At 51.9% G+C, this 22,406-nt stretch carries 21 protein-coding genes and 1 pseudogene; 4 read left to right on the top strand and 18 right to left on the bottom strand.

Annotated elements, in window-relative coordinates; translation table 11 throughout:
• Positions 1-126 precede the first annotated feature (126 nt).
• Positions 127-339 carry a YdgH/BhsA/McbA family protein gene (locus A9B99_RS10755; protein WP_064597349.1) on the bottom strand — a complete coding sequence of 71 codons (213 nt, stop codon included), beginning with the start codon at positions 337-339 and terminating at the stop codon, positions 127-129.
• A 1,223-nt stretch (positions 340-1,562) separates the two neighbouring features.
• On the opposite strand from A9B99_RS10755, the gene A9B99_RS10750 reads away from it, so the two are divergent.
• The 4 genes from A9B99_RS10750 to A9B99_RS10735 all read left to right on the top strand — a co-directional run bounded on the left by A9B99_RS10750 (position 1,563) and on the right by A9B99_RS10735 (position 5,667).
• Positions 1,563-2,042, top strand: a complete 480-nt coding sequence (locus tag A9B99_RS10750; protein ID WP_036113765.1) for an Lrp/AsnC family transcriptional regulator — start codon at positions 1,563-1,565, stop codon at positions 2,040-2,042.
• A 250-nt stretch (positions 2,043-2,292) separates the two neighbouring features.
• On the top strand, positions 2,293-2,907 hold the full coding sequence (locus A9B99_RS10745; RefSeq protein WP_036113768.1) for a YitT family protein: 615 nt from the start codon (positions 2,293-2,295) through the stop codon (positions 2,905-2,907).
• Positions 2,908-2,934: 27 nt separating this feature from the next.
• Positions 2,935-4,128 carry an amino acid aminotransferase gene (locus A9B99_RS10740; protein WP_064598018.1) on the top strand — a complete coding sequence of 398 codons (1,194 nt, stop codon included), beginning with the start codon at positions 2,935-2,937 and terminating at the stop codon, positions 4,126-4,128.
• Between the two features lie 240 nt (positions 4,129-4,368).
• Positions 4,369-5,667: a histidine-type phosphatase gene (locus A9B99_RS10735; RefSeq protein ID WP_064597348.1), complete on the top strand. Its 1,299-nt coding sequence runs from the start codon at positions 4,369-4,371 to the stop codon at positions 5,665-5,667.
• A 166-nt stretch (positions 5,668-5,833) separates the two neighbouring features.
• Here the strand turns inward: A9B99_RS10735 and A9B99_RS10730 are convergent, their stop codons facing one another.
• The 17 genes and pseudogenes from A9B99_RS10730 to A9B99_RS10650 all read right to left on the bottom strand — a co-directional run bounded on the left by A9B99_RS10730 (position 5,834) and on the right by A9B99_RS10650 (position 22,383).
• Positions 5,834-6,031 (bottom strand): RpnC/YadD family protein, encoded by a 198-nt coding sequence (locus tag A9B99_RS10730; protein ID WP_064597346.1) that lies wholly within the window; start codon positions 6,029-6,031, stop codon positions 5,834-5,836.
• A gap of 22 nt (positions 6,032-6,053) precedes the next feature.
• Positions 6,054-6,254: an RpnC/YadD family protein gene (locus A9B99_RS10725; protein ID WP_064597344.1), complete on the bottom strand. Its 201-nt coding sequence runs from the start codon at positions 6,252-6,254 to the stop codon at positions 6,054-6,056.
• Positions 6,255-6,277: 23 nt separating this feature from the next.
• Entirely contained in the window at positions 6,278-7,246 is a 969-nt protein-coding gene (locus A9B99_RS10720; RefSeq protein WP_064598017.1) for an Rpn family recombination-promoting nuclease/putative transposase, read from the bottom strand.
• A 191-nt stretch (positions 7,247-7,437) separates the two neighbouring features.
• Entirely contained in the window at positions 7,438-7,701 is a 264-nt protein-coding gene (locus tag A9B99_RS10715; protein WP_064597342.1) for a helix-turn-helix domain-containing protein, read from the bottom strand.
• Positions 7,702-7,801: 100 nt separating this feature from the next.
• On the bottom strand, positions 7,802-8,113 hold the full coding sequence (locus A9B99_RS10710) for a DUF805 domain-containing protein (RefSeq protein WP_064597340.1): 312 nt from the start codon (positions 8,111-8,113) through the stop codon (positions 7,802-7,804).
• Positions 8,114-8,214: 101 nt separating this feature from the next.
• A pseudogene (locus A9B99_RS10705) lies at positions 8,215-8,520 on the bottom strand (ADP-ribosylglycohydrolase family protein); the annotation flags it as partial.
• An 85-nt stretch (positions 8,521-8,605) separates the two neighbouring features.
• Positions 8,606-9,130, bottom strand: a complete 525-nt coding sequence (locus tag A9B99_RS10700; RefSeq protein WP_064597336.1) for an Sdh5/SDHAF2/SdhE family assembly factor — start codon at positions 9,128-9,130, stop codon at positions 8,606-8,608.
• A 248-nt stretch (positions 9,131-9,378) separates the two neighbouring features.
• Entirely contained in the window at positions 9,379-10,476 is a 1,098-nt protein-coding gene (gene tri1 / locus A9B99_RS10695) for an ADP-ribosylarginine hydrolase Tri1 (RefSeq protein ID WP_064597335.1), read from the bottom strand.
• A gap of 54 nt (positions 10,477-10,530) precedes the next feature.
• The gene (locus A9B99_RS10690; protein ID WP_156519039.1) at positions 10,531-10,998 is read right to left on the bottom strand and encodes a hypothetical protein; all 468 of its coding nucleotides are present in this window, start codon (positions 10,996-10,998) and stop codon (positions 10,531-10,533) included.
• A 240-nt stretch (positions 10,999-11,238) separates the two neighbouring features.
• Entirely contained in the window at positions 11,239-11,709 is a 471-nt protein-coding gene (locus tag A9B99_RS10685) for an SMI1/KNR4 family protein (RefSeq protein ID WP_064597333.1), read from the bottom strand.
• A gap of 8 nt (positions 11,710-11,717) precedes the next feature.
• The gene (locus A9B99_RS10680; protein ID WP_064597332.1) at positions 11,718-16,109 is read right to left on the bottom strand and encodes an RHS repeat-associated core domain-containing protein; all 4,392 of its coding nucleotides are present in this window, start codon (positions 16,107-16,109) and stop codon (positions 11,718-11,720) included.
• Position 16,110: 1 nt separating this feature from the next.
• A complete protein-coding gene (locus A9B99_RS10675; protein ID WP_064597331.1) occupies positions 16,111-16,554 on the bottom strand; it encodes a DcrB-related protein in 444 nt (147 codons plus the stop codon).
• 63 nt (positions 16,555-16,617) lie between these two features.
• On the bottom strand, positions 16,618-17,184 hold the full coding sequence (locus A9B99_RS10670; RefSeq protein WP_064597329.1) for a hypothetical protein: 567 nt from the start codon (positions 17,182-17,184) through the stop codon (positions 16,618-16,620).
• A complete protein-coding gene (locus A9B99_RS10665) occupies positions 17,181-18,023 on the bottom strand; it encodes an N-acetylmuramidase domain-containing protein (protein ID WP_064597328.1) in 843 nt (280 codons plus the stop codon). Before A9B99_RS10665 ends, A9B99_RS10670 begins: the two co-directional genes overlap by 4 nt.
• 56 nt (positions 18,024-18,079) lie before the next feature.
• Positions 18,080-18,460, bottom strand: a complete 381-nt coding sequence (locus A9B99_RS10660) for a DcrB-related protein (RefSeq protein ID WP_064597326.1) — start codon at positions 18,458-18,460, stop codon at positions 18,080-18,082.
• Between the two features lie 156 nt (positions 18,461-18,616).
• Positions 18,617-20,542: a type VI secretion system Vgr family protein gene (locus tag A9B99_RS10655; protein ID WP_064597324.1), complete on the bottom strand. Its 1,926-nt coding sequence runs from the start codon at positions 20,540-20,542 to the stop codon at positions 18,617-18,619.
• A gap of 413 nt (positions 20,543-20,955) precedes the next feature.
• Positions 20,956-22,383, bottom strand: coding sequence for a serine/threonine protein kinase (locus A9B99_RS10650; protein ID WP_064597322.1), 1,428 nt, complete (start codon positions 22,381-22,383; stop codon positions 20,956-20,958).
• Positions 22,384-22,406: the final 23 nt, after the last annotated feature.

Below are 22,406 nucleotides of genomic sequence, written 5' to 3'. Positions count from 1 at the left end.
GAGAGTAGTTCACTTCCTTACATTATCTGCTGCCGGTTCGCAGTGGGCAGCGGGTAATGGGTCAAACAATAAAGGCAATAATCTGGCAATACATGAGGTAGCGGATAACTCCGCTACTTCAATAGGTTACTTGTTCAGTTCAGCGGTCATGTGAACATGGTCGCCATTGAAGGCTTCGATGATTTTGTAAGAATCAGCGCCCTGCTGTTTAGCCTGAGCTGCAATTTTCGCTTCAGCGCCGTCAAGGGTGTTAGCTGTTACGCTAACTGTCTGCGCAAAGCTTGCGAAAGAAATCATAGAAAGAGCGGCAACAGCAGCAAGAGTTTTAATACTTTTCATGGTCATATTCCTTAAATTTGGTCTTTCAGGTGGAAGGCTGCATGCCTCCGATGGGGTTTATAATAAGCTTGCTAATTATTTTGTAAGTGACAAAAAGTGCGATCTAAATCACGTTTTTATTACTCATTGATTACAAAAAAGAAAAAATAACAAAAAAACAGGTGTTATCTGATAAATGGAATATGATCGAGCACAAATCGCTAAATAGCAGTGTATTATACTGCTTATGTGACGTTTTTTCGGTATAAACAACGAAACCGATTGCGCACCGCTTGTTGCGCCGGTGTTAACAAAAAGAATTCTCTTTGCCCGTTCACAGGCTGTGAAGCCGCATTGAGCGCATCACTTCAGGTGAGCGGAACAGTCACCGCAGTAACAGTCATCTGCCAGTACTGAGCAAATTGCGCGCCGTGTCAGCCACACAGCTTTCTCTCACCAACTGCGCCCGGCGCCCGCAGGGGGCACTGGCCCCCTGCACCCCCTCTTGTGGCCGGCAAAATCGCCGCTTCGCGGACATTCGGCTTACCCCGGCGGCCTGTTCGGGTACCGCTCCGAGTCGGCTTCCTGCCTCCCGTCGCTCTGCCTGCGTCCTGCAGGCAGCCCCGGCCCGCCAGGCACGCCTCAACGATTTAGAGGCCACCCAAACCTACCCGTTTGTAAGCCAGAAGCCGCAGCAAAAACACACAAAGACATATCAGACACAAATCCAACAGCCACACCAGACAACACAAAAATCCCCGCCACTTGCAGCGGGGACAGTTCGCGTAAGACCGGTGAACCGCAGAAAGGAAGACAAGGTTATTCCGCCCGGATGGCGGAATAAGGCGAAACGAGGCAGGACGCCGAGTCGAGCCGGCCGCAGGCTGACTGCCCGGAGGTGAACGCAGTGCGCAGCACCGGTCGCCCGCGAAAACGGGGATTGCAAAGGGGGCGAGCCCCCTTTAGCCCGTTCACTGGCTGTGAAGCCACATTGAGCGCATCACTTCAGGTGAACGGAACCCGCTACACTGACACACTGCAAGTGAACGGAAACAACCACACTGCAAGTGAACGGAACCTTCACATCAGTCCAGGTGAACAGAAACATCCCCACTAACACCATCCAAAATGCACAAAGCAATTCCATTTTGGCGCAGAACAAAAAATGCACATACAGCAAAGCTTCGCCGGAGGGAAAAAACTGCTAGTCTGTAAGCCACTTTTTCTGCGCTGATACCGGGCTTATGTACAATATCGACGACTTTGATGTGAAAATCCTCAACCTGCTGCAGTCCAACGGCCGCCTGACAAACCAGGAACTTAGCGAACTGATTGGCCTGTCGGCCTCCCAGTGTTCACGGCGGCGCATCGCACTGGAGCAGGCACAACTCATTCTTGGCTACCACGCCCGGCTGGCGCCAGATGCTGTGGGCCGCGAAGTGCTGGGGCTGATTGAAGTCCGCCTGCTGAACCACACCGCTGATTGCGTGGAAAGCTTCCACACCATGCTGCGTGATGTCGATGCCGTGATTGATGCCTTTAAAACCACCGGCGATGCCGATTACCTGCTGAAAGTCGCCGTTCAGGACCTGCAAGGCCTGAGCGATTTAATCAGTAAGATCCTCTCGCGTAACAAGAGCGTTGCCCACCTGAAAACGTCCGTGGTACTTAACCGCCTGAAGGAAAACGGCCTGATGATGCCCGGCAGTGACATGTTGCCCTGAATCGGGGCATAACGCTTTATTATGGTGCAACACGTAAGCCTGATTCGTGTACCAAAAAGCAATTAAATGCACATATCAACCAACAAAAAGTCTTTATATGCACAAAGTACGCAAAAACCATGCCTGATGTATCAGTATGTTAGCGAATATGTCGGTGAATAATTCACCATTCAGCCTGTTTGCATGGTGATTCTGGCGTGTTTTTTGCTGGTTATGCTTATCCTGCTCCACTGAAAAATCATGATTTCTTATGGATAACGTTATAACGCCCAATAAACTCGCCCACACCTGGCTGGAAGATGCACTGGCCTTGCTGTTTGGCACACTGATGATCTCATTTGGTGTGGTTTTGCTACGCCAGTCTGGCGCACTCACTGGTGGGACCGCAGGCCTGGCTTTCCTGATTCACTATGTCACCCATATCTCCTTTGGCGCGGCATTTTTCGTGATTAACCTGCCTTTCTACTGGCTGTCTGTCCGCCGTATGGGTATGCAATTCACCCTGAAGACGTTCTGTGCCGTCGCACTGGTTTCACTATTTTCTGACTTGCATGGCCGTTTTATTCACATCGACCAGCTCAACCCGTTTTATGCCACGCTGTTTGGCAACGTCATGATGGGGATTGGTTTTGTGGTGCTGTTCCGCCATAAAGCGAGCCTTGGCGGCGTAAATATCCTCGCACTTTACTTGCAGGACAAAAGCGGGATCCGCGCCGGAAAATTCCAGATGGCGGTAGATGCCTGCATAGTGACGGCTTCTCTGTTCGTTGTCAGCCTGCCGATGCTGGTTGCCTCAATTGTTGGCGCCACACTGCTGAATCTGATTATTGCCATGAATCACCGCCCGGGACGCTACGCGGTGTAACCTCTGACTAACCAGGAGTATTAAATGTTGTTCCAGCATGTTGACGCCTACGCAGGCGACCCGATTTTGTCGCTGATGGAAAAATTTCACCAGGACCCACGGCCAAACAAAGTCAACCTGAGCATTGGTCTTTATTACAACGAGAAAGCCATTATTCCTGAACTGGAAGCGGTAGCGCGCGCACGTCGCCTGTTAGAACAGTACCCTGCCGGGGCCAGTGTATATTTACCAATGGAAGGGCTGAACGCCTACCGCAGCGCGGTGCAACACCTGGTGTTTGGCGAACAACACGTCGCACTGAAAGCCGGGCGCATCGCCACAATTCAAACCCTGGGCGGTTCAGGCGCACTGAAAGTTGGGGCTGACTTCCTGAAATGCTACTTCCCGGATTCAGACGTGTGGGTGAGCGACCCCACCTGGGAAAACCATATCGCCATTTTCTCCGGTGCAGGTTTCAATGTGCATACTTACCCGTATTTCGATAAAGAAACCCGCGGAGTAAACTTCACGGCCATGCTGGATACACTGCGCCAGTTGCCGGCACACAGCATTGTGCTGCTGCACCCGTGCTGCCATAACCCAACCGGTGCTGATTTAACCCATTCACAGTGGGATGAAGTGATTGAAGTCCTGCAGGCAAGGGAGCTGATTCCGTTCCTGGATATTGCCTACCAGGGGTTTGGGGCTGGTATTGAAGAAGACGCTTACGCCATTCGCACTATTGCCAGCGCTGGCCTGCCTGCACTGGTCAGTAACTCATTTTCAAAAATCTTCTCACTGTATGGTGAACGTGTGGGCGGGTTATCTGTGGTGTGTGAAGATGCCGCTGCCGCCAGCCGCGTACTGGGCCAGTTAAAAGCAACCGTGCGCCGTAACTACTCCAGCCCGCCTAATTATGGCGCGAAACTGGTTTCCATGGTGCTGAACACCCCGGAACTGAACACACTGTGGCGTGCAGAAGTGGATGCCATGCGCACCCGTATCAGTGAAATGCGCCAGGTACTGGTTGATACACTGAAAACGGCATTGCCCGGGCATAGTTTTGATCACTTGCTGACACAGCGCGGTATGTTCAGTTATACCGGTTTCAGCCCGGAGCAAGTGGATAAGCTGCGCACCGATTTGGGTGTGTACTTGATTGCCAGTGGGCGTGTCTGTATGGCCGGGCTTAACCATAATAATGTAGTGCCGGTTGCCGCAGCATTTGCTGCAGTGCAGTAATAACAATTTCTTAAATGTAACTATTGGTCTGGCTTGTTTTTACCCGCTGGTTCCCGGCGGGTTTTTTGTTTGTCAGCAAACAATTTTAGCTATTGCGGCGAATGAATATGCACTAACCCCGGGTCACTCACTGACTAAAAAATGTTGTTATGTTTCATGCAAAGATAACAGACTCACTACACTATCTGACAGTATCCGGAATGAGCATAGTCTGCATACTTTTATCACCAGGAACGCATTATGAAAAAACTGACAGTCAATGTCCTATTACTGATGATGGTATCAACCAGCCAAATCCCTGTTGCCAGTGCCGCACAAGCCCCCCAGTACGTACTCGAAAAAGTGGTTACCCTTAGCCGCCACGGCGTGCGCCCACAAACCGACAGCGCCTCACTACAGAAAGCCACCGGCCAGGCGTGGCCTGAATGGACAGTGCCGGACGGTTTTTTAACCGGGCATGGCTATATGGGCGTGGCACAGCAAGGGGCTTACCAGCTCAAGCAATGGCTGGCACAAGGTTTACCCCTGAAAGAACAACAGCATTGCCCGACTCCAGGCAGCGTATGGGTATGGGCGGCACCAGACCAGCGCACCAAAGCGACAGGCATGGCACTGGTCGATGGCATGTTCCCAGGCTGTGGTATTGCCGTGCATTCCGCTTCCACCCCACATGACCCGCTGTTCGACACGCTGGAGATGGGGCTGGCACACCCGGATATGGCGGTGGTGAAACAAGAAGTTATGGCACGCATGGGTAGCCCGGAAGAAGCAGCAAAACGCTATCAGCCTGCCGTTGATTTATTGCGCCAGGCGGTGTGCACACCAGATAAAGACAGTTGCACGTTTCTGGATAAACCCTGGAAAATCAAAATCAGTGATAACGGGAAGGTAAAACTGGGCGGGCCGGTTTCTGCAGGGGCAACAATTGGGGAAACCATTCGCCTGCAATACAGTGAAAACCTGCCACTTGAACAGGTGGCGTTTGGCCACGCCGCCAGCGCAGAGCAAGTCAGCGCTTTGATGGCCTTGCATGCCGCGAAATATGACCTGGTGAGTGATACCCCAGAATATGCCCGCCACGGGGGTTCCATTCTGATGCGCCAGCTACTTAATGCGCTCACCGCCGGAACACAAAACCCAACCAGCCAAACCATTCACCCGGCACTGCAACGCCCACTGGTGATGCTGGTTGGCCATGACACCAATATTGCCCAAATTCAAACCATGCTCGGGTTTAACTGGCAGTTACCGGTTTACCCACGCAACGACATTCCCCCCGGCGGCAGCCTTAACCTGGCCCGCTACAAAAATACCCAGACCGGCGAGCAACTGGTGCGCATTACATTCAGTGCCCGTACTCTGGACCAGTGGCGCCAGCTTTCACCACTGAATGCACAACACCCTTTACCCGAAGCAGAATTCCAGGCCGCATGGTGCAAAAAAACGGATGTCGGCACCTTGTGCCCACTTGCTGAATTTGTCAGCCATGTGCGCCAGCAACTGGTCGACGATGGCAAAGATGTGGCAGTGTTTAAGTAATAACCGTTTGCTCTCCATGAACAGCCTGCCGGTGGGGCTGTTCATGGGCTGAGGCGGTTTACCAAAACGCAGGCGCTGAGGTGGGTAACATGCCGCGTCAACATCAACATCAGCAGGTTCACAGCTATGCATTTACTTGTGAATGCGCAGCACAACAGGCTTCAGGTTAATCACCAGTGCGGGCGATTTGCGCTAAATCATCTTGTGTCACACCCGTTACTTCGGTAATAAATTGATACTCAGCGCCACGCTGAAGCAGACCCCGGGCAATTTTTAGTGCAACTTGCCGCTCACCTTCCCGTACACCCTGCTTCCACCCATCCTCACGCCCGAGTTGTTCCAGTTGTTGTGCAATGGTTGCCATGTCTTGCTCCAGGGGTGAATAATCAGAAGTGAATTTGCGCCAGTTCCTCTTCCGAGAGGCCGGTTAGTTCCATAATAAAATCCCGGTCCGAGCCACGTTGCAGAAGAGTCCTGGCGAAATTGCGCACAGCCAGCTTCTGGCCCTTTCTTATCCCAATTTGCTCACCCTCACGTATACCCTGTTCACGCCCGAGTTGTTCCAGTTGTTGTGCAATGGTTGCCATCGTCTTGCTCCAGGGGTGAATAATCAGAAGTCAATTTGCGCCAGTTCCTCTTCCGAGAGGCCGGTTAGTTCCATAATAAAATTTCGGTCCGAGCCACGTTGCAAAAGAGTTTTGGCGAAAGTGTGCACAGCCAGCTTCTGGCCCTTTCTTATCCCGATTTGCTCGCCTTTCCTTATCCCAATTTGCTCCCCCTCACGTATACCCTGCTTCCACCCATCCTCACGCCCGAGTTGTTCCAGTTGTTGTGCAATGGTCATTAGTGCCTCTCCATGTTGTGGTACACGTTGTGCCAGTGTCTTAATAAACGCTCTGGCATCTGCTGCTTCACCCGCCCTTAAAATATAGTTTACCAGGGTAACTACCTGTGATGACGAAAGATAGCCAGTAAGTAAAATTGGTGCAAGTTTATCCACCAGTTTTGCCAGATCACGCTGGTGAATATGTTTCTGTAACAACGTTAGCCCGGCCATACTGCGGTGGTGCGCAATTTCATCATCAGGAATTACCGTAACATCCACCAAAGGGAAAGGCTGGCTGTACAACCTGCCCGCCTGCTCTGGGTCTGCAAATGCATCCAGCCAGCGGCTGGAGTAGGGGTAAGGGCTGCGTTTCCCGGCATAAAAGAGCACCGGGATCACCAGCGGCAATGTGGTATGCCCGGCATCCAGGTGGCGTTTCATGGCTGCTACGGAATAACGCAATAACCTGAACGCCATCTGTTTATCTGGTGTGGACTGGTGCTCAATCAACACATAGAGATAGCCTTCATCACCCGTCGTCGTCTTCAGGCTGTAAAGGATATCGCTGAAATACTGGCTCAGGTTATCTTCCACAAAAGAGCCAGATTCCAGTTTCAGCGTACTGAAATCACAAACATCCCGTAACGGTGGCGGGAGGTGAAGCGCCATAAAATCCCGTGCGATTTCTGGCTGGGTAAGAAACTGGCGAAATGCGGCATCATGCGGCATCGCCCCGGTGGTTTCCTTGTTCATTTGCTCCATCCCTGGTCTGTTTCCTGCGCAGGCTAGCACTGCCTGTTTGCCCGGTTCATGGTTTTTCGTTACACAACCCGTACTTTCGTGGATTTTTGCGAACCTGTACGCAGCCCTGGTGCATACCCTGTGAAATATGCACCAGCTTTGTTGATTGCCTGCACAGGCACGCAGGCAATATTTTTCCGGTGTTATTCACCCTGGCGGCGCATTAGCTGGCTTCTGTCGATTATCTTGCCATCTTTGTAATAACGCTCCGGCCAGATTTCAGAAGGATGCACACCAATTGCCTGAGCTATCAGGTATTCGCCTTTCGGCCAGGGGCGGGTTAGCGCATTCGACAACGTTGAGGATCTTAACCCTGCTCGGCGCGATACTGCCGCCATTGAGGTGTCTTTCTTGCGCAGTGCTGCAATGATATCTGCCGGGTGCCAGTTCTCTTTTTGCATGGTGATTTCCTTATTAACGTAAGCAATGAGAGGTACACGAAGATATTACGAAGGTTTTTTATGCAGGGATACTACGAGGAACGTAGTGGGGAGAAAGATCAAAAATTCACTTGCTGGTATTCACTGAGGCAGGCAACAACAGGAAGGGGAAAAGGATATAAGGAAAAAATACCAACAGAATAATCACAAACCGCGAATAACCGGCGTCATTTATTCTGCGAACCGCAGAGGCCAGTAACGGCAGGATAAAACACAGTAACAGAATAATGCTGGTATCCTCCGCAGAGGATAATCTCAGCCAGCCGAAGTACCACAGGCACTGAAAAATGAACACGACACCATATTCAAGCCGGGTATCCCTCCCTTCGTAACTGAACGTGGAGAAAATACCTTTTTTCAGGACTCTGAGTATACGCATTGCATGTCCGCAGTATTAAAAAGATGGTTGTATTATTGTGCAGGCCAGAAAGCAGGAAAGGGCGAGATAACCGTCACGCCTGGGTACGCAGGCAGCCATTATTACGCATCAGAATGAGATGACAGCTGAAACAACCTGTCAGCAAGCGACACAATATGCTCATGCTGTGCCAGCTTTGCTCTCCACTCTGCCGGAATGCCCTGCCAGCCATAAAGTGCACCAGCCAGTTGCCCGGCAGTGGCTGCCACACTGTCTGCGTCATCCGCCAGGTTGGCGGCGAGCAACACGGCATCACGGAAGTTATCGGTGTGCCAGACAGCCCAGAGCGCGGCTTCCAGGGTATCAATCACATAGCCACTGGAACGGATTTCATCACGGGTTTTATGCCGGTAAGTTCCGGCTGAAAGGGATCAAACTCATTGTGAAAAGAGGGGGTGATACCTCAGCTATTGCATTCAATATCAGGCGCGCCTATTTAATTCATTTAAAGAATCACTTATTCAAAACCAGATAAACAACACAGTAAAAATGGGCATCATTAATAATAACTAATATAAATTCCACAATTAAATGATTTCGTTTCGAAAGAGGCTGAGATACGCCCCAAGAAAACTCCCATCTATAACCATGACCTATTTTTACATAATCATCCGATAAGCGAAGCTCATTGAGAAGCCAGTTAAAAAGCTCACCAACCTCACATTCCAACATATTAATATCACTCCTTTTCTCCCAGTTAGATAGTGAACGATAATATCCCCCGCCCTTATTAACAAAATATAACATGAATGGAGTATTTTCAAAACATGCAGGCCTAATCGTCAATTCAAAAACTCTTCCCATCCATAAAACATTATTAACTAAATAATGATATGGAATTATTTGATCGGCTTCATTTACATTTTTAAATTTATCATAAATCGGCGAAGCGACCCACCCACTGTGGTCTTTAGCCTCCAAACGCTCACCATTAAAAAACAGCTCACCTGAAGAAATATCAATATTAAAATCAATCATATATCTACTACCCTGCCAGGAATCGATAAATACCTTAATTCTTCTGGAATAAAGAATTTCAACTCACATTCGGATCAGCTCGCCCATAAGCAACATTAATATATTCTGAGTCATAGCATGCTCTAGCTTGTGTTATAATAGAACACCCAGGACCTAACTTAGTTAAAAAGATGTCGGTATTATTGAGCTGGTCAGAAAGCAGGAAAGGGAGAGATAACAGTCACCTCTGGATACGCAGCCAGCCATTATTACGCATCAGAATGAGATGACAGCTGAAACAGCCTGTCAGCAAGCGACACAATATGCTCATGCTGCGCCAGTTTCGTTCTCCACTCTGCCGGAATGCCCTGCCAGCCATAAAGTGCACCAGCCAGTTGCCCGGCAGTGGCTGCCACACTGTCTGCGTCATCAGCCAGGTTGGCGGCGAGCAACACGGCATCCCGAAAATTATCGGTGTGCCAGACAGCCCAGAGCGCGGCTTCCAGGGTATCAATTACATAGCCACTGGAACGGATTTCATCACGGGTTTTATGCCGGTAACTTCCGGCATTAATCAGCGCACTTCTGGCGTTCAGTGGGCACACCTTCGTACTCAGTGCCTCTGCTTTACTTTTGCCATTCAGCAAATGGTGCAGTATCACACCAAACAGGCGGGAGCAGTCTACTGATTCCGTCGCACAGTGTGTTGCTTTACCCTGCAGTTCAGACCAGACAAGTGTGTTAAGCAGCGAGTGGCGATTCGCGACAGCAACGGGGGCCTGCCGGATAATGGCCGCATTGCCCGCTGTATTGGCATCTGTGTTACCAAACCATTCCGGGCCATGTTGCAGATAGCTGTCCAGTGCATAGCGGGTGGCATTACCAATATCAAAGCAAATGCCATTCACACTGTTCACACCATAGTGGTACCAGTTAACCATGCGATTGCGAAAATCGGTCAGATCCACTTTGCCATAGTGCAGGCAGGTTTCTGCCAGGCAAAGTGCCATCGACGTATCATCCGTCCATTCCCCGGGGTTTAACCCAAAGGGGCCACCGCCAACCATGTCACTGATATTTTTCTGATCCCGGGGTAAAAATTCCAGCGTGGTACCGACCGCATCTGCCACCGCCAGGCCAACCAGTGCGCCTCTGGCTTTATCCAGAAGCAGGGCACTGCTGCATTCCGGCGCAGCAGACGCAAGCCATTGTGGCAGGGGATTTTGACACTTCAGCCACGGGGAATAATCAACAGTTAATTCGCAACCGTTATTAAAATCATGCCACCATGCTTCTGGGATAGTATGAAGATACTTCTCTTTGACTATTTTATTAAGAACGGAAAGGTCATGGTGTAAATCAGTCATAATAGATACCGAATGTGAACCTAAGAAACCATCACTAAAATATTATCTTTATATTTAAAGAAGAAAAAACTTCTCAAAGCCCAGGGAGCAATCATTATTCAGCGATTGAGATAATTTATTTCTGATTTTCTCAACATACTCATCCTTAAGATTAAAATCATCATCTACTGTATCACAATTAAAATCTCTCTCTTCAATTTTTACCATATCACAATAGACATCAAAAAAACTTGCCAGAGAAGAAGATACAATGAAATTGTTTTTTTGGATACTGCCAAATACTGGACATCCTTCTATCGAAGTAACACAATACAAGACATCACTGTTTCGCTCAGCAAAAATGACATAATCCTCATTCCAGTCCCCCCCAGAGCGCCAATCATTATTAATAGACTCGATAAGTGAAAGATCAATTATCTGTAGATAAAAATCACCTCCAAAAATGGGAGTATCACTTAACTCAACATGTTCATAGAAATATAACAAATCTCCTGCCAAACTTAACTCTTCATAATTAATCACAATATTGTCTTTTGATAGACTAATACTCCCCATGCTTTGCGGGCTATTATTAAAAACTAAAACAACCTTTCACACACCATCTTTAATACATATCAAAAATTCCTCCAAGCATAACACACTCCCAGACTTCCACCTTAAAATTAACCTTATTATAAAACCTCAATCATTTACAAAATAATAAATAACATGTTGCGCAATCCCAAAAAGTCACCATCAACATGTTATTTATGCAACTGTAAATTAAATATCTTCTATCGCCTCTCTTATTTGATTGAAAATAAACTCACCATAACTTTGAGCTATGATAACTTTATCACCTGTTCTTTTAAAAGATAATTCAGTTTCTACAATCACTGGCTCCCCAGAATCACCTATTATCTCCGTATCAATTGAATATGATGGACCATAACCTGAGCTCTTAATCTTTATCATCTTATTACTAATATCACCGAGAGAACGGGCACTATTAGTTGCAAAAAGCACACAAGGAACTTGATTTTCATACAAGCCATTCTGAGTAATACCATAATAAGTATCACCACAAAAAGAGAGTGCACCATATTTATTTAAAAAACATTTATACGACGCTGGAAAAAAAACCCCAAGTTTTTTTTCAAATTCACTAATAATTGACTGGCTAACGGGACCAGTAGAAAGGATCTCTTCACCACTATCAACCATTTCTTTTTCAGCTTTTAGAATGTAATCCATATAACCTCCTAAAAATCCTCAGATCTTGATTTCCAGTAAATTTTCTTCCATTTATTAAATGGTCTTCTATCCATAGAAGAAGGTGCACTATTATATGGCCTTCTTATACCATCACTCCCAACCCAAGACTTATCCCACTGATTGGAGTACATATGAAGAACACGATCATTTTGGCTATGATAACTACTTAGAATTTCAGCCATAGAGCCCGGCTCATCTTGAGTTAAGTGATGTAGATTAACTTCCAGGTCATCATATCCAATCGGAGCATCTCCCTTCCTCATTCGCTCAACATTAGTTTTTCCAAATGAGTCTATGCGATGCGGGTCAAATAAATCATCTCTTTGATAAACTTTCCTACCCGCTACGTCCTTAGATTTCCAACAACTCAACCCCCACGGATCCACCCAGCCCTGCGCATTTGGCGCATACTGGTACAGGTTCAGCCCACCCGCCAGCCCTATCGGGTCCTGCTGCGTGAACCGCCCGCTGTCCGGGTCGTAATACCTGAACAGGTTATAATGCAAACCGGTCTCTCTGTCCAGGTACTGCCCCTGCATCCGCAGGTTCTGTGCAAAGCCTGCCGCATGCACCGGCGCTTCGCGTAACAGTTTGCCCCAGGCACCCGTCAGCCCTTCCCAGCGCACCCGCCCTTCGTTGTCCGTCAGCCGCTCCGGCGTGCCGTTGGGCTGGCAGTGGAACCAGTATATTTCCGGGTCGGTGATGCCGTCGATACGCGCCAGCGGTTCATAGCTCCCCTGGTCTGCATACACATAGGTCAGCGGAATGTCGCCGTGCACTTCCTGCAGCAGGCGCAGCCCTTCCCACACAAACCGTGTCGTCACCCGGGGGCTTTCGCTGCCGTCTTCCCGCACCTGCCAGCGCGTTTTGCTGATGCGCCTGCCCAGCGGGTCGTACTGGAAGCTCACATGCACCGCCGGGCGGTGCCGGGTTTCGCTCACCACGTCTGTCAGACGGTGTTCCGTGTCGTAACGGTAGCGCCAGCGCTGCTGGCCGCTGATTTTCTCCACCGTGCGCCCGTGAATGTCGTAACGCCAGCGAATGCCGTTCAGTTCCGTCACCCGGTTGTGCAGCACCTGACCGCCGCCGCTCTGTGCCAGCGGGTTGCCCGCGCCGTCCTGCGGCCAGTTCACTGTGCCACTGCGGCTGTCTTCCTGTTGCTGCAGTTTGCCCGTGCTGTCGTAGGACCAGCGGCTGGCATCGAACGGGTCGCGGTTGCGCTCTTCACGTACCAGGTTGTTGCGGAAATCGTATTCCCAGCGCTGCCGCCAGCGCATGTCCCCCGGGCGTTGCGGGTGACCGCTGAACACATCACGGGCCTGCAGGCGGCCCAGCGCATCGTAGCGGGTGTGGCTGCCCAGCACGCCCTGGGTACGGCTGATTTCACGGTGCAGTACATCACGGGTGAAGTCGGTCACCGGCAGGCTGTCCAGCGCAATGCTCAGCAGGTGCCCGCTGCCGTAATAGAGCTGTTTTAACTGCCGCCCGTCTGGCAGCGTGGTCTGCGTGCGGTTACCCAGTTCATCGTATTCCCAGGCGAGAGTGGCGTTGTCGCCGTCTTCACTCACCAGTTGCCCCAGCGCGTTATAGCCGAAGTGCAGCACCTGTTCGGCTGCATCGCTGTAAGCCCCGTCACCCAGTGCCGGGTGGCGGGAGACAGACACCATCTGGCCGCGTTTTGACCACCGGTAGCAGGTGCGCGCATCCGGGCTGGTGCGGGCCGTCAGCAGGCCCCGTTCATCATAACTAAAGCCGTGGACGATGGCGCCCGCATGGCCTGCAGCGAAGGTGCGCCGGAGTGTGCGCCCGCAGGCATCGTATTCATAGCGGGTGGCCACACCGTCCAGCCCGGTTTCTGCCAGCAGCAGGTTGTCATCGCCCCAGGTGAAGCGGTATGCCTCGCCGTTTTCATTGCGCAGAGCCACCAGGCGGCTGCGGGCATCGTATTCGCGCTGAACCGTGTTCCCTTCCGGGTCCTGTGTGGCTGTCAGCCGGCCGGCGTTATCGTAGCGGAAGCCATGACGGCGGCCGTCTGCCGTCTGGTGCCATTCCGGCAGGCCGCGCGCACTCCATTTCAGGCTCTCCTGCCAGCCTTCTGGCCGGGTCAGCCCGGTGGGGCGCCCTGCCGCATCGTACTGGTAGCCAGTCACCGTGCCGTCTGCCGCGGTTTCTTCCAGCAGCCAGCCCAGCGGGTGGTAACGGTAACGGGTGGTGCGCCCGGAGCAGTCCGTTGCCGCGCTCACCAACCCGGCACGGTTATAATCGGTATGGCGGCGGCCGCCTTTCGGGTCCGTCTCGCTAATAACCTGGCCGTATTCATCGCGCTGCACGGTGGTGGTGCCACCCTGTGCGTCGGTAATGCTTTTCAGGCCGTGGTGTGCATCATAGGTGTAGCGAGTGCTGTTGCCTTCCGGGTCCGTCACCTGAACCGGCAGGGCACGGTGCGCCAGCCATTCGGTGGACTGCACGTTGCCCTGCGGGTCAGTCACGCGCACCTGGTTGCCATTGATGTCGTACACATATTTCCAGGTGTTGCCCAGCGGGTCGGTTTCGCTGAGCAACTGGTCGTTCTCATCCCACTCAAACAGCCAGTTTTCACCGCGTTCATCTTCCAGGCGGGTGACCATTTGGTTAGCGTTCCAGTGGTGGCGGCGAACTGCGCCATTTTCCCGGGTGACGGTAGTGATGCGCGCCACCAGGTCGTATTCGATTTTGCTGTGTTCCCCGGTACTGGTGCGGTTTTCCACCACGCGCCAGTGGTCCTGTTTTTCCCAGCGGTATTCACTTTCCAGCCCGCCGGGCAGGCGGTGCCATACCATTAACCGGTCATCATTGTAACGGTATTCACGGCGGGTGACGCCACTGGCATCAGTGGCAGAAGCCAGCAGGCCGCGGCTGTCATAGCCCCACTGCATCAGGGGCCAGTGCTGGTTGCCGTCGAAATGGCTCAGGGCGGTGACACGCTGCGGGAAATCCGGGTGTGTATAGGCCAGCGTGACGTCCACCGCACCAGCGGCATCATGAATGCGCACCAGGCGGCCCTGCTCGTCGTAGCTCATTTCCAGGCTGTTGCCGTAGTCATCACACAGCATGGCCAGTTTCAGGCACGACGGGTTCTCACGGGTGGGTTTGAACAGCCGCCACTGGCTGCTGTCCTGGTCGCCTATCACCACATCGCCGTGTTCATTGCGGCGCACCAGAACGCCTTCGGCCGGGCTGAGCAGCATGCTGTCCGGTTTTGGCAGGGTAAACTGCACTTCGCGCCCGGTTTCTTCATACCAGGTGGCCTGGTCACCGTCGATGTGCAGGTAGCTGTCGAAGGCGGTGCTCCAGCCAGTGCCGAACAGGCCGTCGCGGGGGTTCAGGCTGTTGTAGGCGCGCTGCATGCGGAACGGGAAACGCCCCGGCAGCACCACATCCAGTTCGTTATCGTCATTCAGCACTTTCACGCCGCTGGCGGCATGGACCGGGTTAATTGCCGCCATGACCGCGCTGGTGAGCATACTGATACCCATACCTGACACACCAGACATCACAATACAGGGCAGGTTACGCAGGACTTTACTGGGGCGCCCCATCAGCAGCATTATGCCCATTACGGCCAGGTCAAAACCCGGTAATTTCCCGCTGTGGATTGGGCGCACCGTCAGTGTGCCGCCGCCGATGGTGACATCGGGCGACACACTGGTGGAAATGGTGGCGTCACAGGTTGTGCGGTCACTGGCCCGCACGGCTGGCTGCCCGTTGATAAACACATTGCTGGAGCCTTCCGCCAGGTACTCCTGCGGGGAGTGTTTTTCACAGTTAATGGTGTCCAGGGGTAAAGAGCTGGTGTTGGCATCTGCGCCTGCGACTGTGGGCTGCCACATATTCGCTGCCACTGAGCTGGCAAACCCCAGTACACCCGCCGCCATATCAAGGAAGTTGATACCCGAATCCGGCTCTTCCTGCTTCGCTGATTGTGTGGCTTTTCCCGCCGCACGGGCGGCTGGCTTGCCATTGATATTCACATTACCGGAGCCGGAGCTGATTTTCCCGGCCGGGGAGGGCGGTGAAATCAGGTTGCCCAGTGCAGTGGCGGATGAACTAATTTCATCGGCCAGACCGGTTACATTCGCCAGCACCCCACCCATTACGCCGGATAACACACAACCCAACGCGCCAGCACCTGCTGCTCCCGAAGCTGCCGCCCCCACGCTGGCCACTGCCGCACTCAACGCACCACCACCGAGCAGCGGTGCCGCTGCCGTAACAGCAACACCAACAACCGCGCCCATTAGCGCATAGGTGCCTACTTCAGCCACGGTACTGATGATATCTGCCAGCAGCGTGGTGTGAATAATGTCATCGCCCAGGCGGGCTGCGTGGTTGTCACTCATTTCAGGCGTCCTGCTCCGTTGGGGTAAACGTAATGCTGGCTTTTAACTGGCTCCAGTGTTGTTCATCCTGTTCGCTGAACGGCCGCAGGGCTGAAAAGGTAAACAGCAGCATTTGCGGCTTATCTGTCACCGGTACCGCCAGTTGTTTTTGCCACAAATCCACACCGTTGCGGGCAAAGTGGCTTTCCACTTCCACGCCCCGGGTCAGGTTGTCCGGGCCTACGCTCACCCGGGTGAACTCGCCCTGTTGCAGGGAAGTCATTTGCGGGCGCATGCCATCCCACTGGCGGTGAAATTCTTTTTCGAAGTCGCTGTCTTCCGGCACCGGCCCGCGGGTGATCACCACGGAAAGCCCGCTGTCGGCATCCCGCAGGATATGTGTTGAGGCATCCACCCACTGGCCGGGGAACAGGGCTATCTGCCCTTCGTTAAAGGTGTAATTCATAGGAGTCTCTGGAATGGCATTATCTGTTGCGCCGGGCGCGCAGTAACCAGCCCGGCGGCGGTGTTAATGTGAAGCGCGGTAAAGGGTTTTCAGTGCCTGGAGCGTTGCCGCGCCCTGCGAACCCAGTTTAGCTGTCAGGGCATTGTCTGGAGTGAAAGTGCCAGTTGCTGTGTCGACAGAGAAGATAACGGATTCAACCGCACTGGCGTTGGGCGATTGTGCATCATAAATAACGGCAAGCTTGATACTGTGTTTATCATCAGCCAGCACGCCCACAGCACGGGTTCCGGCACACACTTCAGCTTCCCAGTTATCGAAACCAATGGTTGGCACCAGATTCTGAATTTTTCCGTCAGGGGCTGCCCATGAAACAAAACAAACATTGTCGTCGTTAGCATTAAAGCCCTGGCCTGCAAGAATATTCCCCAGAACCTTATTATCGCTCTTTACGGAGAAGGCCTGTTTATCAACCGGCGCACCATTTTCAATTTGCTGTTTTGCTGCGGCCTCATAAAGGCTTTTTTCATAGCTGTGGGTATTTATTGCTTTGAGAGTAACGCCCGCCAAAGCAGAAACAGGGAAAAGTAGTGACAGCGCTAAGGCACATACACTTATGCGTGTTTGATTCATTCAGATAACGCCTTTTGGTAGTTATGAGCCAGTTTATTATCATAATTATTTTTACGATACGCTGGTCCATTATAATTATAAGCAAATGAAGCCCAGTTTTTATTAATCAGGGCGTTTTTACGATGCGCATTATTCGCGATAAATCTGACAAAGGCATCCAGTTGCCCCTGGAGTGTTCCCATCGCTTTCACAAAATCATCAACCGAAGAAAAACCGGCTTCCCTGAAGTTGTTACCCATAATTTGAAAAGCGCCCCAGGATGCCGACCGTAGTGCAGCATTTTTATCGAGTTTCATGGCTTCTTCAAGCTTGCCATACTGGGCACTGTATTTTCCATACCCGCCCGCATTAGGGTTAGACAGCACCGGATTGCTGTCATACTTTCCACCAGTTAACTTATGGAAGTAATGGCGTTCATATAAAATTGACGGGCGGCCTTTTTCATCAAATGCCCCACGGGGAGACTCGGTGTACACCACCGCTTTGATGGCAGCCACTTCACAGCCTAAAGTCGCTGCAGCCTGAACAAACTGTTCCTGAGTAATGCCAGGTACCCGCGTTGTGCGATTAACCGTAGTATGGAAATTGGCATGCAGAGTCAGGTTACGCATCGTGACGCCGTTCGGGTCAATCACGCCATCGGGGTTACGCATCCGCACCACTTTTTCCTGAAATAACCGAATTCTGGCGATGGTATTGGGGCCAATCTTCCCATCTTCTGCTAATAAATGCCCCGGGGTTGTAACAACACTATTTTTATTCAATAAAGTTTGAATTGTGCGAACATCACCATATAAATTACGCTGACCCTCGCCAACCGGAGAATTTATCCTTGCCATAAAGCCCTCAAAATATTTAATAAGTATTATTGTCTTAATGAATTAAATAAAAATAGTCACTTCCCATGCTGAAAACGAATTCCGCGGATCATTTTACGGTACTGTTCGATATCGCTTTCGCTGTAACCGCCCACGCAGGTGCCGATATAACAGACTTTCTTTTTGCCCATAACCGGGTCATCCAGCAATAAAACGGTTTGTTTTTGGTGAACGGGTGTGTTGTCGCTTTTAAATTCGTAGAACAGTTCGGCGGCAGGAAGGCCATCCACATCAATGATTTCAAAAGAATTCAGCCTGAAATCTGCCAGGCTTTCTTCCAGTTCGCGGATCATACTGGCCGCAACATCATGCAGTTTGTCGTCAATACTGGCGGCGCTGCGTGAGACGCTGAAGGTAAAGGCTTCGGTGGCTTGCTCACTACGCGTGGATTTCTTCATAGTACGGTCTTAACGGTTGCTGGCGACTAAAGTCGGGCCACAGGCAGCCGTATAACTGCTGCCCCCACCCCGTGTCGATGAATAAAATAAACGTGCTGCCCTGTCGTATCAGGCATCGCCCGTTTCCGGGCGATTCAGGCAAATTGTTGGCGCTGGTTATTCTTTGTTGGCATTAAAAACAAAGAAACTGTCCAGATCTTGCTGGATGGCGCTGGCATCACCCGTTCCCGGTGCCGACAACGTAGAGGCGTTACCAGAATTCAGATTCAATGGTTCAGCATTGATATCTCCCTGGCCAGAAATGGTGATATTCAATGTCTTACCAACAATGTCAATATTCCCGGCCTGGGTGAGTCGAATTGAACTGTCGCCACATTGCAGACAAATCTCCTGGCCTGCTCTCAGCGTATATGTGTTCACCACACTTTCCGTCATATTGCCGCCAGTCAGTGTTTTCGCTTCCCCCTTCACACCCACGGTCTGGTTTTTAACCACACGCTGTTCTTCATTTTCGCCTACAAAATGGGTGTGGTTTTTGTCGATATTATGGTTTTCATCGTTTTCCACATCCACATCCAGGTTGCGTTCGGCGTGGAGCCACACCTGTTCTGAACCGGCTTTATCTTCAAAACGCAGGGCGTTAGCGGTACTGGCTGTGCCGTCTTTGGAGCGGCTCAGGAACCCCATTTGGGTTGCGGCAGCAGGCAGTGCCCAGGGCGGCATGCTGGCATCGTTATATACGCGTCCGGTAATGATGGGGCGATCCGGATCGCCGTTGATAAAGTCCACCACCACTTCATCACCCACACGGGGAATTTGAACGCCACCGTAACCCTGGCCTGCCCAGGCGCTGGAAACTCGCACCCAACAGGAGCTGGTGTCATCGCCTTTTGCCAGGCGGTCCCAGTGGAATTTCACTTTTACCCGGCCGTATTTATCGGTCCAGATGGATTCACCTTGCGGCCCCACCACTTTTGCCGTCTGCGGCCCGCCAGTTCGTGGCCACTGGGCGCTGAATGCCGGGCGAAACGGAATGGAAGACGGGATAACGCTAAAATCAGTACGGTGAATAGTGTTGCTTTCACTGCCGCTGGCGTAGCGGTTTTCTTCGTACATGTAGTCTGCGCTGATGGTCAGGTATTCACCGTTATCGCTGAAAAACGGCGCATTAAGCAGCGTAAAGGTATAACCAGGCGCAATACCGATTGCCGTACCGGTGCCGTAAACCTGCTGGTGTTCTACCTGCCAGCGTTCCTGGCGAATACGGGCGTAAAATTCACCGTGCCCGTGTTCTACAAAACGCCCCGGCCAGTCGTAAACATCAATGCTGCCCGGTACAGGTGAAACCGGGTTCTGCCGTGCCTGGTAAAGCCAGGCGTTGGGTTTGCGGAAGTCGTAATCATCCAGGCTGTAAATCCCCGGTGTGACGCTGTCTTCCATCGCCCACTGGCTGATACCTTCTTCATCGGTACTGCCGCCAGAGCCGGTTACATGGTACGGAATGGTTTCATACCCGGTGAACGGTACATGCTGCTCTACTGCGTCGGTCAGCACCATTGTGTGTTTGTCTGCCTCGTGGCGGAAGTGATAGCTGATACCTTCCAGTTCCATCAGGCGGCTGATAAACGCGAAACTGCTTTCCTGGTACTGAACGCAGTATTCCCACACCCGGTAACTGCCGGTCAGTTTATCTTCGATGTTAACCTGATATTCGCCCAGCAGCGTTTTCACAATCTGCGGTACAGTCTGGTTCTGGAAAATACGCAGGTTGTGGTCGCGTTTCATGGGCCACAAATCGGGTTCCACTGTGAGCGCGTAAACCGCGTAGCGGGTGCCACTGATTTCCGTCGCACTGACACCTACCCGGGTGATTTTGCCGTTGATATAACGGGAAGTGAGCAGGTTTTCTGTTGGAATGGTGACGGTAATGGCTTTACCCAACAAGCTGCTACGGTCGATACGGGCATCTGTGCCCAGCACAGTCACCGTCAGCGCGAAGGATTCCGATAACGCTTCACGCCCGGAAAGTTTCCAGAATAACAGCCCTTCAACCGGGAGCTGGACGGTAATTCGGTTCAACATAAATTCATTCCCAGGATGTGTTGTTTGCAACAGAGAACACAGCAGCACACCTGTTGGCGATACCGCTGTCTACTGGCGAATCAGAGGACATACTCGTTATATTTCACATTGCAGGCAGGCCGCGCTTACGGAGCCTGTCACGCGAATTATTGGAGTAAAGATGAGTGAAACACAGCAAAACCGGGCAAGAAGCCCGGCAGAGTCTGATGACAAACCTCACGCCCGCACAGAACGAGAGGATGTCGCCCAATAACAAACCAGGAAAATCAATTTATTGATTTTCGGCTGCTAACTAAAAAGAAGGAAAAACCACGCGTTTTCCTTCTTTTTCATCAATCTGAACCGGGCATGAACCCGGTAAGTTTGCTGGTAAGAATCAGGCGGGCAGTTAACGGGCTGCCCGTTTCAGGTACTCAGGATTGCGGGTTAACAAACCAGGTGCCGGGGCGGTCAACGGTAATGTTTTCATTACGCGTGTCACCGTGCCCGGTTACTTTCAGTTCGTACTGCCCCGCAGGCAATTGCAGTGAAGCGAAACCATTGCTGGCAGGGACAACCGCCTGTTGCTTGCCATTCAGCGTCAGTTGGTCACCTTCGCGCATGCGCACATAAACCAGGGCAACAGGCTCTGCGTTGGTGGCAACCGGCGCTGTTGCTGTTGCCGGGGCTGAAGATGAGTTAGCCGCAACCGCCACTGTATTATCACTTGCGTTGCCTGCCGGGGTTACCGGTGTGGGAGCTTCGCTGGCGGTTGGCACTGATTCAGAACCGCCGCCATGGAATAACACGCCACCCAGCGCAACCCCAACCAGCACCCCGGCGGCAACCAGGCCCGGCACCATAAAGCGTTTCAGCCCGGCAGGTTTCGGGGTTTCTTCTTCGGGTTCCACCGGCACCAGCATAGTGCCGGGGCGGTTAGCTTGCGCGACATCATCAATACCAGCCACCGGGGTTTCCACCAGCGTAGCAAAGGCATCAATGGATTGCGGGCGGTCTTCCATTTTCAGTGCCAGCGCCTGGTCAATCGCGTTCAGTAACGCTGGTGAGTAACCCTGTGGACGGCGTTTCATTAATGGCTGGTAGTTATCTTCAATGCTGCGCACCACACTGACTGGCGGCGGCGACCCCACAACCAGGGTATGCAACACAGCACCCAGCGCGTAGATATCCGTCCACGGGCCTTGCTCGCTGTCGTTGTCGTCGGTGTATTGTTCGATGGGCGCAAACCCGGGGCGCAACATGGTTTCGGTTTCATCGGAAATATTGCCGATACTGCGCCGGGCAGAGCCGAAATCCAGCAATACCGGCAGGCCGTTGTCCTGAATCTGGATGTTATCCAGGGAAATATCCCGGTGCAGGTAACCTTCCTGATGAATGGTTTTCACCGCGCCCAGCAGCATGGGCAGCATGCGGCGGATCCAGGTTTCATCGATACGCTCCGGATGCTGTTCGCGCAGGCGGGACAAGGTGGTGCCGCTGTAAAATGCGGTGCCCATATACGCCGTGTCGTTATGCACCCAGAAACGCAGCACATGCAGCAGGTTCGGGTGGTTAAAGCGGGCAAGCAGGCGCGCTTCCTGAATAAAGCTGTTCAGCCCGGCAGTAAAAGCTTTGCCGAAGCGCTCGCTTCGCAGTACCAGGCGCATATCGTCGTTACGCACCGCCAGCGACGATGGCATGAACTCTTTAATGGCGATAGTGCGTTCCAGTTGATGATCCCAGGCGCGATAGACAATGCCAAACCCGCCACCACCAATGACTTCCTTAATTTCAAACTCATTGAAACGGTATCCAACGGGGAGTGCGTTAGATACGGTCCGATTGTTTTCGTATTCCGACATAATGGGAAAACTCGCTTCCTGTG

It is taken from the genome of Mangrovibacter phragmitis, assembly GCF_001655675.1.
GTDB lineage: Bacteria > Pseudomonadota > Gammaproteobacteria > Enterobacterales > Enterobacteriaceae > Mangrovibacter > Mangrovibacter phragmitis.
This window is presented reverse-complemented; position numbering and strand designations above follow the sequence as displayed.